This window comes from Labilibaculum euxinicum (genome assembly GCF_963678175.1).
GTDB lineage: Bacteria > Bacteroidota > Bacteroidia > Bacteroidales > Marinifilaceae > Labilibaculum > Labilibaculum euxinus.
The window spans coordinates 1932745-1951089 of the sequence record NZ_OY782756.1 but is presented as its reverse complement, the minus strand read 5'-3'; the positions used below and the strand labels follow the sequence as shown (position 1 = coordinate 1951089).

The following is an 18345-nucleotide window of genomic DNA, read 5'->3' as shown; positions in this document are numbered from 1 at the left end:
CTGTTATTTTAAAATTTGCTCAGCCACATGCAGCGAAGTCAGTAAACTGATGCCTGCCCCACTGCCTTCTTTAAGGGCATTAGCCCCTCCAAGCACAGAACCTGCCGCAAATAAATTCTCAATTGGTTTCCCGTTTTTTAATGCATGAAAGCCACTGTCGGTTTTAACCCCATAATGCATATACGGCTGATCGTTAAAGAACTTCTCATCGAGCCATTTTTCACTATCGGTATCTCCATCAATATCAAGCCCCAAAATAGGCTCGTATAACTTCTCACGCGTCGCCACAATACCTTTACTGTAGAAGCTTCCGCTGGCTAAAACAAATTGATCAGCTTCCAGTTTAATATCTCCATGATTATTGGTTTGAACAGCAACCAGTCGGTTGTTTTTGAAAGTGCCTTGTTCTACAATATCACCCAAGAAATAAGTCCCTCCTAATTCTTCGAATCGTTTACGAAGCAATATCTGACTTCGGATACCAGGGACTGATGGTGGTATGGCCGGAAGCAGTACCACTGGTTTATTTACTTTTGCTTTAAGATTTAAAGCAACATTTTTAGTAAACAACCCGAATACTGCCGGTAAAAGTACTACTTCAAAACCTTCACTAAGCTGATTTACCTTTTTAGCAAATTCGTCAAGAGCATCTCCACTATCAAATACCTTCGCAATATTTGTAGATCTCATTTCACTCGGATTGCGGCGGATTGCTTCAAATTCCTTCATGGCAAAGTTTTTAATTTGCGTATTCACGTTGTATTTCTTCAGTCCGTCCTGTACAAATAAAGTGTGGAAATCGAGGAATCCACTAAAATTTAGGATGACTGCTTTTTTCCAGGGAAATGCATCATTTTGTTCGAAACGGGTGAAATCATCAATAGTCAACCACGTCGGTTTCATAATTCCCATTGGGGTTAACACAAAATGATTCTCGTCTGCCTTGCCAAAAAAATTTAAGCCGGCACGATCCAACAACCGGGGAGCTTCAACAACCAACCGGGATATATTTTCAATCCCAACACGTTGGTAAGGATGCGTATCGGGCAATATTTTTATCGCTTCCAGCGGATTTTTCACATCTTGTCCATCTATCTTTCCCAGCAAATCGAACGAACCGGAAAAAAAATGGATTGCACTCTGTCCCGATGAAACTATTGCACATTTTTTTCCTTGTTCTGCCAGTTTAATTCCACAGGTGAGTCCACTCAACCCACCTCCTATAATAATGTTATCGAATTTCATAGTAATCCCTGCTTAATTGTTATCCGGTTTCAAACCATATATGCCTTCGTAAATCCAGGAAGTAAACTGAATCTCATTGATTCCCTCTCCCCAGGTAATTGGGAGCATTCCTTTCCATCGTTCCTGAAGAAAATTAGCCAAATCATCTTTTGCCTTGCCTGATTTTTCGGAAGATTCGCAAAGGAGAGCGGCCGCACGGCAGGCACACAATTCTCCCTGACATGTGCCCATACCTACACGGGTACGGCGACGTAAATCGATCAAATTATTAACATGCAATTCATTAATCGCATATTTCACTTCGGCAATCGACACTCCCTCGCACTCACAAACCAATGAATCTTCGTAGTCGTCTCCATTTGAAATATTCTTCGCAAGTGTACCATGACGATCCTTCGCCGACTTTTGGGAGATATTAGCCCCTGTGTAAACTTTTTCGGTAGCAATACTTAGCGGATGCTCACTCTTTTCGGCTCCTGGCAATGATTTTTCGGCTGTTTCGCACTGCTTGTCAACAGAAAGTTTTTTACAGATTAAATCAGTAGCTTCTTCAGCCATCAAACGGTAGGTCATCAGCTTGCCGCCAGTAATCGTGATAAAACCTGAAAGCCCGTCCCGCTCCTGATGATCAAGTAGTACAATTCCACGACTGATGCTTCGTCCGCTTGGATCATTGTCTGCTGCAACCAAAGGGCGTACACCAGCATAAGCACGTAAAATACGAGTAGCTGCCAATGCCGGAGAAAGTTTCACTCCCTCGCGGATCAGAACATCCACATCTTTTCTGGATACAAACATATTATCAATTTGGTCATAAGGAATACGTTCCGAAGTAGTTCCAATCAGACAAATAGTATCTCCCGGCACCAGAATATCAGCATTAGCCGGCTTTCTGCATCTGTTCAATACCATTTTATTAACACGGTGACCAAAAATAAGCAGAGAACCTTTTGCTGGAAACATATTGATATTGACACCAGCCAAATCAGCAATATGGTGCCCCCAAATTCCCCCGGCATTCACTATTATCTTAGCGTAATATTTTACTTTTTCTTTTCTTTCATGATTGAACAACTCAACACCAGTCACCCGATTCTGCTCTTTAACAACACCAGTTACCTCATGTTGTGTTAAAAGAACCGCTCCATGAATTCTGGCATCCAAGGCATTCGACATTGTCAGGCGGAAAGGATCCACAGATCCATCCGGAACTTTTACGGCACCAATCAAATCAGGATTGACCGAAGGCTCAATACGTCGGGCGAAATCAGGATCTAAAATTTCAGTCCCGATACCGGCACTTTTACAAGCATCCACAAACTGAGACTGAAAAGAGATGTCATCTTCCGGCAGAGTAATAAACAATCCATCATTTTCTTCCACGCAATGGTTCGCAATACGACGCAGAATCATATTCTCCTTAATACATTCTGCCGCTGATTCATGATCGGTCACAGCATATCGTGCACCACTATGCAGCAAACCATGATTCCGTCCGGTAGCCCCGGTAGCAAAATCATGACGTTCAACAAGCAAAACACTTAGCCCGCGCATCGCACAATCTCGTGCTGTTCCTGCACCGGTAGCTCCTCCTCCAATAATTATTACATCGTACTCTTTGGATATATTCTTGTTCATGATGAATTCTATATTTTTAACATCTTCCTATACTCATTGTATACATCTCAATAAAAGCTGTTATTCCTAACCTTTTATAAGACTCTTTCTGTTTTTATTTCAGTCAAACAACAATTACTGATTTCCACATGGCAAATATAAATAAATTACCTAGTATTGCAAAGTACTTACTATATAGATGTATTCTGTATTATAAAGTTCTGATCCTAAATACTTAATAACACTACCAAAACAAGCGCTAAAAAAAACGATCTCCAACTAAAAATAATTTGAGGATATTCAAAAAAAAGAGGCTTTATCAGATCTGATAAAGCCTCTTCGCGATTTATAGCTTCTTATACTTTCTCTACTTTTTTTATTCCTCGCCGGTTAAAAATAATCCGGTAACGGCGGTAACTTGTTTGATTGTCGAGTTTAAAGCGGAATATCATATTAACGAAGTATACCTTCTCTCCGGATATTTTTTCAAAATCATCGTCTTTTAAATAGTAAAGCGGTATTTCAGGATTATCCATTTTCTGAATAAACTTCGACACATTAAATCGAATGATATCGACCACTCCTGTAATGTTGTAATCTCCATAGGAATTATCCAGTGCCACCCTATCCAGACGAAGCAGTTTGCGATAGAAAATAATTTTCTCTCCAACTCCACGACTTTCTACATCAACAATTCTAGACCGGTCGCGGTGTTTCATCACCCGCAAAGGAACAGTATCTTCACGTACAAAGTCAAAACTCTCCTTGCACCAACCAATTTCCTCATCTCCTTTTACACGAATAACGGTTTTATGATCGAAAAAGCGTTTGTTAATCTTCCCCACCAAATAAAGCCGGCTAAGGTCCTTAATTCTATCTTTAAGCATATAAATAATCACCAGAGCCACAAACAAAGGCATGGTAAAAGTTCCTAAGCTTTTCTGAAAAAGAAAGGTAAGTGCGGCTCCAAAAATCATAGCCAAACCAGCAGCTAAACTGTATAATATCTGCATGGCCAAAACCCCCTCCTTTTTCTTACGGGAGTTGAGCAGCAACTGACCTTCAAAATATTTATTGAAGGCACCTCTTCGGTGCACCAGCCAACGATTCTTATCATGTGCCTTGTCTTCAACTACCAAGTATCCCTTACTTCTTTTGTAGGCTACTTCTTCCCTAACCAAGCGTAAAATCTCATCTTTGCTCAGCTCAAAATCGGAATGGTGCATTTTTTGTAATCCCCGGTGCAAATAGTAAGAATGCTGCTCAAACTGATTGCTCATAAACTCATCACCGAACAAATAGTAATCGAACATTTCCTTTTGAATTGTCGGCACATTCACAATTCTACGCAAATCGCGGTAATGTCGTCCAATTTTCCGAACATTCGAAATGTATTCATCAATAAGGTACTGTCGATCTTCAGGCAATTCGTTTTGAAGAATATGCTGAATTTCCCTGCGAAGCGCCGATCTGGTAATAATATGAAACATTCGAATATGGTACTCATAATTGGCCTCATTTTTAGAATTAGATTCATTAGCCAGTTTATGAAAGGCTTCCTCCAGATACTGGAAAACGGAATGATCACCTAAAGCAATATCCCTTAATAGATAGGTAGGTGTAATCAGACGAATGTTCGAATTAAAATCATTGTAAAAGTCCTCTTTTGTATAGGTTGACGAATTAATATCCAAACCACTGGGTATAAAAAGCCAGGTTTTTATAGAAAACTCACTCACCTTTCGATCTTTACGAGGCTCATAGCCCAATTTAATCTCTACAGAAAATTTATCATGAACTTTTACAGTTTCATTTATCATACGCGCTTTTATTTTGTCTTTATAGAATAATGTAATGAATAAAGTCAAAGGTACTTATTTCCTACTTATCTTTCTCAAGATAAATATCCAATTTTAAAGGGTCTATTCTAAAATCACCTACACTTACCGTCTCTATTTTTTATTCATCACATATTAATATTTTATTTAACAAGATAGAATCTATTTATATTGATTATTTGCGTTAAATTAAATATTTTTAGTAGCATTTCCGAAATCTTTATTTTACGCAAAGATTTTTTCTATACTCGGGGAAAGTATCTGTTTTTCCTAAAATAGACATTATTGAAACAGTAAGATAAATGTAAGTCTGATATAAAAATACAACACATTTCAGTTATTGCATTGACTGCGATAGCAATGATCGAAGACAAAGAAGCAATACTGCAAGCAGGTTGCGACGCCTATGTAACAAAGCCGGTTGGGCATTTGAAAATTCTATCAAAAATTGAAAACTTCTTTATTTAATTCTATGAGAAAAATTCTAGCAATTGACGATAATAACGATAATTTGGTAGTTTATAGAGCAATACTTAAAAGCTACTATCCTAACTGTACAATTATAACTTGCCAATCGGGTTCAGAAGGAATCGAAACAGCAATAAAAGAACAACCCGACACCATTCTTTTAGACATTATTATGCCAGGAATGAATGGGTTTGAAACCTCTGAAAAATTAAAACAAGAAGCAAAAACCAAACACATTCCCATAATTCTGATTACAGCCATGCGCGACGATAAAAAAAGCAGGATTAAAGGATTAGAAACAGGAGCAGATGCATTCCTTTCCAAACCAATTGAGGAAGAAGAATTAATTGCTCAATTGAATGCTATGCTTCGTATTAAAGATGCGGAGGATAAATTGAGAAAGGAAAACAAGGAGCTAAGCGCGGACATTGAAATTAAAATAACCGAACTGGAAGAAGGCAACCGTAAAATGGAAACCTTACTCAATAATCTTCCTGGTTTTGTATATCGATGTGCAAACAACAGAGATTGGAAAATAGAGTATATCAGTGAGGGATGCAAGGATATAACAGGATACACACCTAAAGATTTCATAGACCAAAAGAAAATTAATTTCAATCAAATTATTCTACCTGAGTACCGTGACCTTTTATGGGATAAATGGCAGGAAGCATTAGGACGAAAAAGTGTATTTGCAGGCGAATATCCCATTCGAAATAAAAATGGTGAAATTCACTGGATTTGGGAGCGTGGCCGCGGTGTATTTGACGGCGATCATTTGATATCTCTGGAAGGTTTTATTACAGATATTACCAAACAAAAAAACGCCGAACATTTACGAAAAGAAAGCGAAGAAAAATTTCAAAAGATTTTTGAAGGAGCTCCTTTAGGCATTGCCCTGATCAATTCTGCTGACGGCCAATTTCTTCAAATGAATTTCAAATATTGCGAAATAACGGGATGCTCCAAAGAGCATTTAAAAAAAATCAATTGGCAATCGATAACGCATCCTGATGATATACAGCAAGACTTGGATCAAATGAAATTGTTAAATACAGGAGAAATTACCGATTTTACATTGGAAAAAAGGCTGACACGGCCTAACGGGGATTGCGTATGGATCACTTTAACCGTCGCGAAAGTCGATGTGCAGGTCAAAGGAGACTCATGCCATTTAGCCATGATAGAAGACATTACACAAAGAAAAAACCTTACCGAAGCTTTAATTACAGCCAAGGAAGATGCTGAAAAAAGTGACCGGATAAAATCGACTTTTTTAGCAAGTATGTCGCATGAATTGAGAACTCCACTGAATGCTGTAATAGGGTTTTCAGAACTTATTAATGAAAACTCAAACATGGAAGATATTCTCAGTTTTAATGACATAATAAACAAGAGTGGTAATAATTTATTAGCTCTTATTGAAGATCTTTTTGATATCTCTTTAATAGAAACAGGCGATATCAGAATTGAGAATGAACCATTTTCAATACAATCCATGTTAGACGAAGTGCAGTTCATCATTAAAAATGAGCAATTAATTTTGGGGAAAGAAGAAATAGAACTGAAAATGTATGTTGACTTTGGAAACATAAATCCGATTTTAAATTCAGATCAAAATAGAATCAAACAGGTTTTACTTAACCTGTTAAAAAATGCATTAAAATTTACACAATGGGGAAGCGTTGAATTTGGCTGCCTTGAATCTTTCCAGAATCAAATTCCAATGCTGAAATTTTATGTTACTGATTCAGGAATTGGTATTCCTCCTGATAAGCAGGAACTAATTTTCGAAGTATTTAGACAGGTTGATGAATCTAAAACCAGAATATATGGTGGAACCGGCTTAGGGTTAACCATATGCAAACGATTAATTAATTTATTAGGTGGTGAAATATGGGTTGAATCTGAAATAGGAAAAGGTGCTTCCTTCTTTTTTACGATTCCCGTTGATGTAGACGATGCAAAACAAATCCATACCAATGGAGTTTGTCAGCAAAAACTTAGTCTGAAAGGAAAAACGATTCTTATTGCCGAAGATGACACTTCAAGTTATTCATATTTGGTAGAAATACTTAGTAGAGAAGGTGCCCAATGCATTCGTGCTAAAAATGGCAGGGAGGCAGTCAATTATTGCAAAACGATAGAAAAAGTTGATTTACTGTTAATGGATATCAATATGCCTGTAATGAATGGATATGAAGCGACAAAACAAATAAAAAATATAAAACCGGAACTTCCAATTATTGCACAAACAGCATATGCAATGTCTGGTGATCGGGAAAAGATATTATCCACCGGCTGCGATCTCTATCTTTCAAAACCGGTAGGAAAAAACACACTGTTGGATGCAATCAATAAATGTTTCAACAAAAATAACCAGCTAACTACAGTCCAATAATGAAAAAATAAATTTTATTTTTACTATTACTATTCATCGGTTTCTCATTTTTTGCCGGTGGATTTAAATTTGAAATAATGTATCCCTATCATAACAAGATTAAACAACGGATTAATAACAATGAATTGATACGTTACGAATACGTTGAGAAATACAAAAACATTACTCCTTGTTTGTTACTTTATTTTTCAACAGAACCAAAAATACGGCCTGTTCGCGAACATCGATTCAAAGAATATGAAGAAATTCTCAATAGAATTTCAAAAAAAAGATAACACACTTCAGCAAAGGCTCTTCAAATGAACAGCCTTTGCTGCTTTTATATGACAAACTAAAGACACATCTAAAATCTCCTTTAATCTATACCCCCACACCTCCTCAACTTCATCCTAATGCACAGTTATTAACTATGCATAATTTTCCAAGTCATTTCCTTCTTCCTCAATTTCAGATTAATTTTATTTATAATTATTACAAATAACATTTTCTAATAAAAGAGAATCAACATCCTGAAATCCCGAAAAACAGCCCAACTTAGTTTACTTTATACAACCTACTCCGCATACGATTTCGAAAAAGACATAAATCATTTTTTGATTTTTCTAAAAAAGGATTTACATTAGCATCAAATATAGTTAGTGTTGTTTTAACACTTAATTAAAAAAATAAGATATAAACCCCAACTATAAAGATGCCAGGCAGACCACTTAACGATTACATATCTGTAGATTGCGTAATATTCGGATACAATGGACAAGAACTTCAAGTTCTACTTGTAGATAGAACACTTACTAATAATTCTACAGGACAGCCCGAATTTACTGATTTAACATTAACAGGAAATCACATCTATGAAGATGAAACCATTGAGCAGGCAGCTTATCGTGTTTTATTTGACTTAACAGGTTTAAAAAATGTATTCCTTGATCAATTCAAAACATTTGCGCATCCCGACAGATTAAAAAAAGAGAATGACAGAAGATGGTTAATTCACGATGGCAGAGACCCTGATAAAAGAATTGTATCAATTGGATATTTTGCCCTTCTGGCAACACAGAATATTACTTTAGAGTGGAAAGGCAGAAATGTGAAATGGGTTCCTGTATCAGAAGTTGGAGAACTGGCATTCGATCACAATCAAATTCTGGAGGAAGCTTTAATTGCATTACGAAATAAAATTAAGCAAGAACCTATCGGTTTTGAATTGCTTCCTGAAAAATTTAGTCTGACACAGCTACAAAACATATACGAGGTGATATTAAGCACTGAGTTGGACAAGAGAAATTTCAGAAAAAAAATTGCCCGCATGAAATATTTGATTCCTACGGATGAAAAACAAACAGGAGTTGCTCATAAACCAGCACGCCTCTATGTATTCAGCAGAGAGGTTTATGAAAAAACAAAAAAGGAATTATTTGATTTCACAGTCTAAAAAATAAAAATGTCAGATTCAACTAAAATATCTTTTAAAGAAAAACTTGGTTACGCTCTTGGCGATGGCGCTGCCAATATAGCCTGGAGAGGTGTAGCAACTTTTCTATTCATATTCTACACTGATGTTTTTGGGATAAATCCAGCTGCTGTAGGTTTACTAATGTTAATTGCCCGTCTTTCAGATGGCATTAGCGATGTTCTAATGGGAATTGCCGGCGATAGAACAAATACGAAGTATGGTAAGTTTCGACCTTGGATATTGTTTACAGCAATACCATTAGGCGTAATTCTTTCTCTTCTTTTCACTGCTCCAAATCTAGGTCCTACAGGCAAAATAATATATGCCTATACAACTTATATTATTTTCACATTAGTTTATACCGCCAACAATATTCCTTACGGTGCATTAATGGCGGTAATGACAGGTGACGACAAAGAGAGAACAAGTATTGGATCGTACAGAATGGTGGGTGCTTTTGCCGGCGGAATGCTCGTACAAGGAGCTTTACTCTATTTGGTTGCACATTTTGGAAATATCAATCCAACGATTAGTGTAAACGAGTTGGCTTCCGATAGATTTCAGGTAACTGTCTCTGCTCCTTCTGATGTAGAAAATGTAAACATTAAAACAAAAGATGGCATTGCAAACTTTATTTGGGAAAACAATAACAATCCGACTAATTCTCCTACTACAGGAAAGAGTTTCTCAATGGAAGCCAACAAAACTTATTCGTTCATTGTTTCAGGCGAACAAAATCTAAGCAGTGAAAAAATTGTTATTATCGACCAAAAAAGTGGATATAGTTATTCCATTTATGTGATGTCTGCCTTTTTAGTCCTTTTCATGTTTATCACTTTCTGGACTACGAAAGAAAGAGTTCAACCCCCCAAAGAGCAGCAAAGCGATCTTTGGAGAGATTTAAGAGATTTGATCCGTAACAAACCTTGGTTAGTCTTATTAACAATCGGATTGTTGTTCAGCATCTACAATTCAATTAAGCAGGGAATCGTAGTAATTTACTTTACTCATTATTTACACAATCAGATTTTAGCTGCATCTTTTATGGTTGCATTAATGTTTGCTTCTATTGCCGGCGCAATGATTACTGCACCCTTAAGCAAGAAATTAGGAAAGAAAAAGCTGTTCATCTACGCATTAATTTTCTCAGGAGTAGTGAATGCATCAATCATATTTTGCGGCCCGGGCGACATCATTGCAATCTTTATTTTGGGTATTGTATCAGAGTTTTCTGCAGCAATATTTCCAACCCTATTTTTTGCTATGCTTGGCGATGCTGCTGATTATTCTGAATTCAAAAATGGCAGAAGAGCAACTGGCCTAATCTATTCGGCAGGTTCATTTGCCACCAAATTTGGTGGTGGTATAGCAGGTGCAATAATCGGTTTTATTTTGGCTGCTTTTCATTACAACGGACAAGATTATTCTGCCATTCAGGGAGCAATTCCAGGAATTACAATGTTGATGAGTTGGGTACCCGCGATCATTGCCATTTTAGGTGCAATTTTCATGACAATATATCCATTGAATCAAACGAAAATGAATGAAATAACTCTCGAACTTACAGACAGAAGAACAAGAGAAAAAAATTAGAATATATAAGTATAATTAGGTGCCAACAACACCTAAAAGAGTAAACAATTTAATATTAGTATTATGAAGTACGGTTTCTTTGATGATGCCAACAAGGAGTATGTTATTACCTCACCAAAAACTCCATTTCCATGGATTAATTACCTTGGGAATAAAGATTTTTTTGGGTTAATATCAAACACAGCGGGAGGATATACTTTTTATAAAGACGCGAAATTTAGAAGATTAACCAGATATCGTTACAATAACGTTCCTGTAGACATGGGCGGACGTTATTACTATATAAAAGATGAGGAGTGCACATGGAACCCCGGCTTTAAACCAACTCAAACAGAACTGGATAAATATGAATGCCGTCATGGCCTTAGTTATACCCGTTTTTTAAGTAGTAAAAATGGACTTTCTTCAAATTTACTTTGCTTCATCCCACTCGACTATATGGGAGAAGTGCACCTTTTGAAACTGAAAAACGAATCAGACAAAGTAAAAAAAGTAAAACTATTCTCATTTGCTGAATGGTGTTTGTGGAATGCTGAAGATGACATGACCAACTTTCAACGCAACCTGTCAACAGGTGAAGTAGAAGTAGAAGGATCTGCTCTTTATCACAAAACAGAATACAAGGAACGTAGAAATCATTACGCTTTCTTTTCGGTAAATTCCGAAATTAATGGTTTCGATACCGATCGAGAAAGCTTTATTGGAATGCACAACGGATTCGATAAGCCACAGGCAATTGAAAATGGCAAAGCCAGCAACAGCATTGCTCACGGATGGTCGCCAGTTGCATCGCATTATATCGAAGTAGAATTACAACCAGGTGAAGAAAAGGAATTTGTTTTCATTTTAGGATACGTAGAGAACAAGGACGAAGACAAATGGGCATCTAAAGGAGTTATCAATAAGACGAAAGCCCAAGCGATGATGGCTCAGTTCGATACAACTGAGAAAGTAAATTCTGCTTTCGCTGATTTAAAAAACTACTGGTCCAAACTTCTTGACAAATTCAATTTAAAAAGTAAAGAGACAGAGCTAAACAGAATGGTTAGCATCTGGAATCAATACCAATGCATGGTTACCTTTAACATGTCAAGAAGCGCAAGTTTCTTCGAAAGTGGAATTGGCCGAGGCATGGGATTCCGTGATTCCAATCAGGATATTATTGGTTTCGTTCATCAGATACCTGCAGAGGCAAGACAACGAATTTTAGACATTGCTGCCACCCAATTTGAAGACGGCGGATGTTATCACCAATACCAACCATTAACAAAAATGGGAAATCATGCCCTGGGAGGGGATTTTAATGATGATCCTTTATGGTTGATCTTATCAGTAACATGTTACATCAAAGAAACAGGTGATTTCAGTATTCTGGATGAAATGGTTCCTTTTGATAATGATGAGTCGAAGGCGCAGTCCTTATTTCATCACTTAAAAGTATCGTTCAATCACGTTGTCAATAATTTAGGCCCTCATCAACTGCCTTTAATCGGTCGTGCCGATTGGAATGATTGTTTGAACCTGAACTGCTTCTCAACAAATCCAAACGAATCGTTCCAAACAACAGGAAATAAAAAAGGAAGAACTGCTGAATCGGTTATGATCGCAGGATTATTCGTAGTGTATGGAAAAGAATTCATTAAGCTTTGCGAACGAATCGGCAACACCGAAGAAGCCAATAAAGCCACTAAGCATGTTGAGGCAATGACTCAAACAATTAAGGATCATGCATGGGATGGCGAATGGTTCTTGAGAGCATATGATTACTACGGCAAAAAAGTGGGATCAGAAGAAAACGAAGAAGGCAAGATTTTCATTGAATCTCAAGGTTGGTGCACTATGGCCGAAATTGGCCGTGAGGAAGGTTTGATGGAAAAGGCTCTTGACAGTGTTAAGGAACGTATGGATACGCCTTATGGAATTGTTTTAAATAATCCAGCCTTCACCGAATACAAAATTGAGTATGGTGAAATCTCCACCTATCCTGCCGGATACAAAGAAAACGCAGGTATTTTCTGCCACAACAATCCGTGGATAATCATTGGTGAAGCCCTTTTAGGAAGAGGTGATCAGGCCTGGGATTATTTCCGCAAAATCTGTCCATCTTACTTAGAAGAAATCAGTGAATTACACAAAGTAGAACCCTACGTATACTGCCAAATGGTAGCTGGAAAAGATGCTTTTAAACCAGGCGAGGGAAAAAACAGCTGGCTGACTGGAACTGCATCGTGGAATTTCTATGCCATCTCTCAATACATTTTAGGTATTCAACCAGATTACGATGGATTAAGAATTGATCCTTGTATTCCTAAAGAATGGAAAGAATACACCATAACCCGTCAATTTCGTGGAGTAAGTTATGAAGTTAAGATCTTGAATCCTGATGGGAAAAACAAAGGAATAAAATCAATGGAAATTGATGGAGCACCAGTGAACGGTAACATGATTCCAATTTTAAAATCAGGAGCTCACAAAGTAACGGTTACAATAGGATAATAAATACATAGAAATGAAGATCAAAAACTATAAAATATACGCATCCCTGCTTTCTGTTCTGTTTACGGCATCCGCTTGTACCCAAAAATTGGATGAGCCTGTTCCGGCAAACGAACAGCTCATACTCACCAATCAAGTTGGATATGAAAATAATGCTCCTAAAAAAGCAATGATCAGAACAAGTGCCGATCTGTTTCAAATTAAAAACAGCAATGGTAAAACCATACTTGAAAAAGCTGCTGGTTCGAAACAATATAGTTCATTATCAGGTGATACGATCCAATCAATAGATTTTTCGGAATTAACCGATAAGGGGGAGTATTATATTATAGTAAATGACAGCATCATCTCAAATAAAATCATCATAACAGAAAGACCTTATGCGGAACTTGCAAAAGCTTCGCTTAAGTCTTTCTATCTGAATCGCTCAGGAATGAAAATTGACAGTATGTATGGAGGGATTTGGGCTCGCCCGGAAGGTCACCCCGATACAATTGTATATTATCACTCTTCTGCTGCAGATAAAAATCATTCTGAAAATAGTATTGTATCATCACCAAAAGGCTGGTACGATGCCGGGGATTACAACAAATACATCGTTAACAGCAGTATTTCAACCTACACTTTACTTTTTGCATATAAATCATTCCCAACTTACTTCAGTGAATTGAACGTGAACATTCCGGAATCAAATAACAAAATTCCTGATATTTTGGACGAAGCATTGTATAACCTTAGGTGGATGATGACTATGCAGGATTCTTTTGATGGTGGGGTTTATCACAAACTAACCACCAAAAACTTTGAAGGCTTTGTAATGCCACATGATGCTACCAATAAAAGATATCTGGTCCAAAAAAGTACAGCCGCAACTCTAGATTTTGCTGCAACAATGGCTTATGCTTCCCGCCTTTTTGCTGATTTTGATACGAGTTTACCTGGTTTGGCTGATTCTTGTTTAATTCAATCAGAAAAAGCATGGAAATGGGCAGTTAAAAATCCAAATATCTTATACAAACAGGCATCCGATATTAATACCGGAGCTTATGATGATACAGATTTAAACGATGAATGGTACTGGGCATCTGCCGAATTATATGTGGCAACAGCCAACAATAAGTATAATAAACATCACAAAAACGATGATATTAATATTACAACTCCGGGATGGCGGGATGTAAATACCTTAGGCATAATTTCATTACTAACTTCTGATATAAAGGGTGAATACACCGAATTGAAAGATGTTTTTTTAAAGAACATCGATCAACTAATTGAGATTGAAAACAATTCACCATATAGAATCGCCATTGTGAAATACGAATGGGGAAGTAATTCAGAATTTGCGAATCAAGGAATGATGAAATTACTTGCATACCAGATAACAAAGAATTCCAAATACCTGAACTCAGCAAGAGAGAGTTTAGACTATTTGCTTGGCCGAAATGCAACTGCTTATTGCTTTGTAACAGGTTTTGGTTCTTTGAGCCCAATGAATATTCACCACCGACCTTCTGCTGCCGATTCTGTTCAAGAACCTGTGCCTGGCTTTTTGGTTGGCGGTCCCAATTTAATTGTTCCCAACGATTGTGGTTCTGATGTTATCAGATCTACTTACCCTGCTAAATCCTATGCTGATGAGCAATGTAGTTATTCGACTAATGAAATTGCCATTAACTGGAATGCTCCGCTTGTTTATTTAACCTCAGGAATCGATGCTTATGGAAAAAGTCGTAAAGAAGAATAAAAAAATGCCGGAAAGATTAGTTGGTCCTCTCCTTCCGACAAATAATTCATTTTATTAATACGCTAATGAATCGGCGCAAATTTATGAAAAAAAAGGGAATTAGAAGAACACTAATTGTCTGATAAACAATAATAAAACAACTATTCATAAAAGACAATACTTGTATTTTCTTTTTGTGAATATCGAAAACGATGTAAATCTGATTTTCAGTAACTACACATAAATTTTAAAGTCTAAAAATACACATATGATAAAAAACAAAGATTAAAAAAAAGTTTATATCAAAAACCCATTAGGATGTGTTGGTCCTCTCCTTTTGGGAAATAAATTGTAACCATAATACGCTAATGAATTAATTTTATGAAAAAATCTGAGAATTTTAATGCTCCCACACATTGCCTTAAAACAGGGAAGCTAAACAACCGTAGATGGCTTTTGAAGTCATCCATGTTACTACTGATGGTATTTTGCAATGTATCCATCATGTTTGGTCAAAGTACTAACAAGGAAATTATTGGTAAAATAACTGACTCCTTCGGTTTTGGTATACCTGGTGTTAATATTTCCTTAAAGTCAACAACTATCGGAACAGTTTCCGATATTGATGGAAATTATTCTATTTCCGCCAACCCCGAAAACGTTATTGTATACAGCTTCATTGGATACACAACACAGGAAATTTTGGTAGGCGATCAAACAACAATTAATGTTATTATGACTGAAGATGCACTAAGTGTAGACGAAGTTGTAGTTATTGGCTACGGTGTTCAAAAGAAAGCTCTGAATACAGGATCTATTTCCAGTGTTAAGGGCGAAGAGCTTCAGAATACTCCGGCATCAAGAGCAGATCAGGCTATTCAAGGCCGTACTGCAGGTGTATCTGTTTTATCAAATTCAGGTTCTCCGGGTGCAGGAACAAACATTCGTATTCGCGGAGTAAACTCAAATGGTAATTCAAATCCATTGTTCATTGTAGATGGTATGAAAACCGGAGACATTAATAATATTGATCCGGGTGATATTGAATCTTTTGATGTTTTGAAAGATGCCGCTTCTGCTGCCATTTACGGTACCGAAGGTGCCAATGGTGTTATCATTATTACAACGAAGTCGGGTAAAGCAGGTGAAGCTAAAATCTCTTACGATTTTCAATATGGTCTTCAAAGTTCAAGAAGTGACCTGGAATTGATGAATTCCAGCGAGTATCAACAATGGATGCAGGAATCAGGTGCAGGAACCGTTACTCAAAATGGAAACGATACCGATTGGCTGGATGAAGTTTTCGAAGTTGCTCCTATGCAAAAACACCACTTAAGTTACTCCGCCGGAACCGAAAAATCGACTTATATGGTCTCTGGTTCATACTATTCACAAAATGGTATTGTTGGTGATGACAAAGCAAAATACGAACGTATCACCGCTCGTGTTAATGCCAAAAGCAGTCTTAAAGAATGGTTAGAAGTTGGTAATAACTTTAGCTTTTCTCACTCCAAGCAAAAATATATTGGAGAAGATGACGAATACAGAAGTGTTGTAAACAATGCACTTTTGATTGATCCTCTTACTCCTGTAACATATGATGGCACTCCTGCCAACGTTCAAAGTTTATTAGATGGTGGTAATACAATTCTAAAAAATAATAATGGGCGTTATTTCGGTCTGGCACAATATGTAACTGGGGAAACAGCTAATCCGCTTGCTATGTTGCAAACTTATCACAACACCATTACTCAGGATAAAGTCTTGGGAATGGCCTATGCAACAGTTAAACCTATAAAAGGATTGTCTTTTACTACTCGTATTGGACTTGATTTAACTTATCAAACTCAACATTCATGGGCTCCAACTTATTATTTCTCAAGCGAAAGCCAAAACTCAGCAACTTCGGTTGATGACGAAATTAACAAGTGGTACACCTGGTTGTGGGAGAACTTCGCAACGTACAATAAAAAAGTAGGTGATCACGACTTTACTCTTTTAGCCGGTTATTCTGCTGAAGAAAACCAAGAACCCAATTACACAATGCACTCCGGACCACTAATTGCTGAAGGTGACCAGTATGCCTATCAGGAACATACAACATCTAATGAATTTGATAGAACAGGTGGTGGATACGTAAACCATACAATGACGTCATATTTCGGTCGTTTATCCTACAATTATCTCAACAGATATATGATGGAATTATCACTTCGCCGTGATGCGGCTGATGCTTTTCCTACGACTGATAAATCTGCTGTTTTCTCTGCAGCGTCAGTAGGATGGATTGTGTCTGAAGAAGATTTCTTTGACATCAAAGGTATTGATTACTTGAAATTAAGAGGCAGTTGGGGACAAAACGGTAGCAGATCAAATCTTCCAGGAAATGAAGATCGTGAATTCTGGGTATTCTCAGGAATACAATACCCTGGTACTGATGACGTTTACCAACCCGGTGCGGAAATCGACAAATTAACCAACCCGAATTTAAAGTGGGAGACCACAGAACAACTTGATCTTGGTTTGGATTTGAGATCTTTGAATGGAAAACTTTCCTTTTCAATGGATTACTACAATAAAAAAACAAAAGATTTGATTTTTGTTAAGCAAGGACCATTATCTGTCGGAAACGAATTTCCTTTTGCAAATGCAGGAACTGTTACCAATAAAGGATTCGATTTTGAATTAGGGTATCGAAATAACGATAATGAATTTAAGTACAGCGTTAATTTAAATCTATCAACACAAGATAACGAAGTGACCAAACAAGCAGGATCTCCAATAGTCGGGGATAATCTTAGAGGTCATGATTTAACCTGGTTTGAAAAAGGGTACCCAATCTGGTATTTCAAAGGATACAAAACCAATGGTATCGATAAAACTACCGGAGCCCCTATTGTAGTTGATGTAAACAAGGATGGTGAAATTTCTGCTGCCGATCAGACTTACATTGGCGATCCACATGCAGACTTTTTGTATGGTGCTACTTTTAATGCTCAGTACAAAGGATTTGACTTTAATCTTTTTATACAGGGATCTGAAGGAAATGATGTATTTATGGGTTGGTTCCGTTCCGACAGACCTTTCTCTAACAAACCAAAGTTCATGTATGATAACAGATGGACTCCTACTCACACCAATGCCAGCAGACCGGCTGCTGACAATACAAGCGACTATGTTTATCGTAGTGACTTAATGGTATCTGATGGTTCATACATGCGTATCAAACAAATTCAATTGGGTTATACACTTCCAAAATCGACAACTCAGAAAGCTGGTATCGATCGTGCCCGTGTGTTTGTTTCTTTGGATGATTTCTTCACTTTCACAGATTATGAAGGTTTAGATCCTGAAGCTGGTAGTTCAGAAGTTACAAGACAAGGTGTTGACCGGGGAATCTATCCAATCTCTGGAAAAGTGATTTTTGGTTTATCTGTTAATTTTTAATCAATATTTAGTTTTAAAATGTACCGAGATTAAATAAAACGAACAGTCTGGGCTAAAAGTC

The 18345-nt window shown here is 37.1% G+C and carries 9 protein-coding genes; 6 read left to right on the top strand and 3 right to left on the bottom strand.

Translation table 11 applies throughout. The annotated features are described in order from the left end of the window. Positions 1–3: 3 nt before the first annotated feature. The 3 genes from glpB to ACY0M5_RS08135 form a co-directional block, all read right to left on the bottom strand. Complete coding sequence (gene glpB, locus ACY0M5_RS08145; RefSeq protein WP_461631408.1) at positions 4–1245, bottom strand: glycerol-3-phosphate dehydrogenase subunit GlpB; 1242 nt, start codon at positions 1243–1245, stop codon at positions 4–6. 12 nt (positions 1246–1257) lie between these two features. Next, positions 1258–2883: an anaerobic glycerol-3-phosphate dehydrogenase subunit A gene (gene glpA, locus ACY0M5_RS08140; RefSeq protein WP_461631407.1), complete on the bottom strand. Its 1626-nt coding sequence runs from the start codon at positions 2881–2883 to the stop codon at positions 1258–1260. Positions 2884–3218: 335 nt separating this feature from the next. Beyond that, positions 3219–4682, bottom strand: a complete 1464-nt coding sequence (locus ACY0M5_RS08135; protein WP_124992046.1) for a hypothetical protein — start codon at positions 4680–4682, stop codon at positions 3219–3221. A gap of 490 nt (positions 4683–5172) precedes the next feature. On the opposite strand from ACY0M5_RS08135, the gene ACY0M5_RS08130 reads away from it, so the two are divergent. From ACY0M5_RS08130 to ACY0M5_RS08105, 6 genes are all read left to right on the top strand, one after another. Then, positions 5173–7569, top strand: coding sequence for a response regulator (locus ACY0M5_RS08130; RefSeq protein WP_461631406.1), 2397 nt, complete (start codon positions 5173–5175; stop codon positions 7567–7569). A gap of 691 nt (positions 7570–8260) precedes the next feature. Beyond that, positions 8261–9001, top strand: a complete 741-nt coding sequence (locus ACY0M5_RS08125) for an NUDIX hydrolase (protein ID WP_124992048.1) — start codon at positions 8261–8263, stop codon at positions 8999–9001. A gap of 9 nt (positions 9002–9010) precedes the next feature. Next, positions 9011–10615 carry an MFS transporter gene (locus ACY0M5_RS08120; RefSeq protein ID WP_461631405.1) on the top strand — a complete coding sequence of 535 codons (1605 nt, stop codon included), beginning with the start codon at positions 9011–9013 and terminating at the stop codon, positions 10613–10615. A 63-nt stretch (positions 10616–10678) separates the two neighbouring features. Continuing rightward, positions 10679–13111, top strand: a complete 2433-nt coding sequence (locus tag ACY0M5_RS08115) for a GH36-type glycosyl hydrolase domain-containing protein (protein ID WP_461631404.1) — start codon at positions 10679–10681, stop codon at positions 13109–13111. Between the two features lie 13 nt (positions 13112–13124). After that, positions 13125–14858, top strand: coding sequence for a glycoside hydrolase family 9 protein (locus tag ACY0M5_RS08110; RefSeq protein WP_461631403.1), 1734 nt, complete (start codon positions 13125–13127; stop codon positions 14856–14858). Between the two features lie 360 nt (positions 14859–15218). After that, entirely contained in the window at positions 15219–18284 is a 3066-nt protein-coding gene (locus ACY0M5_RS08105) for a SusC/RagA family TonB-linked outer membrane protein (RefSeq protein WP_461631402.1), read from the top strand. Positions 18285–18345: the final 61 nt, after the last annotated feature.

Excerpts from the sequence above, each read along its gene's own strand:
- glpB (WP_461631408.1), bottom strand. The coding sequence starts at position 1,245 with ATGAAATTCGATAACATTATTATAGGAGGTGGGTTGAGTGGACTCACC.
- glpA (WP_461631407.1), bottom strand. The coding sequence starts at position 2,883 with ATGAACAAGAATATATCCAAAGAGTACGATGTAATAATTATTGGAGGA.
- ACY0M5_RS08135 (WP_124992046.1), bottom strand. The coding sequence starts at position 4,682 with ATGATAAATGAAACTGTAAAAGTTCATGATAAATTTTCTGTAGAGATT.
- ACY0M5_RS08130 (WP_461631406.1), top strand. The coding sequence starts at position 5,173 with ATGAGAAAAATTCTAGCAATTGACGATAATAACGATAATTTGGTAGTT.
- ACY0M5_RS08125 (WP_124992048.1), top strand. The coding sequence starts at position 8,261 with ATGCCAGGCAGACCACTTAACGATTACATATCTGTAGATTGCGTAATA.
- ACY0M5_RS08120 (WP_461631405.1), top strand. The coding sequence starts at position 9,011 with ATGTCAGATTCAACTAAAATATCTTTTAAAGAAAAACTTGGTTACGCT.
- ACY0M5_RS08115 (WP_461631404.1), top strand. The coding sequence starts at position 10,679 with ATGAAGTACGGTTTCTTTGATGATGCCAACAAGGAGTATGTTATTACC.
- ACY0M5_RS08110 (WP_461631403.1), top strand. The coding sequence starts at position 13,125 with ATGAAGATCAAAAACTATAAAATATACGCATCCCTGCTTTCTGTTCTG.
- ACY0M5_RS08105 (WP_461631402.1), top strand. The coding sequence starts at position 15,219 with ATGAAAAAATCTGAGAATTTTAATGCTCCCACACATTGCCTTAAAACA.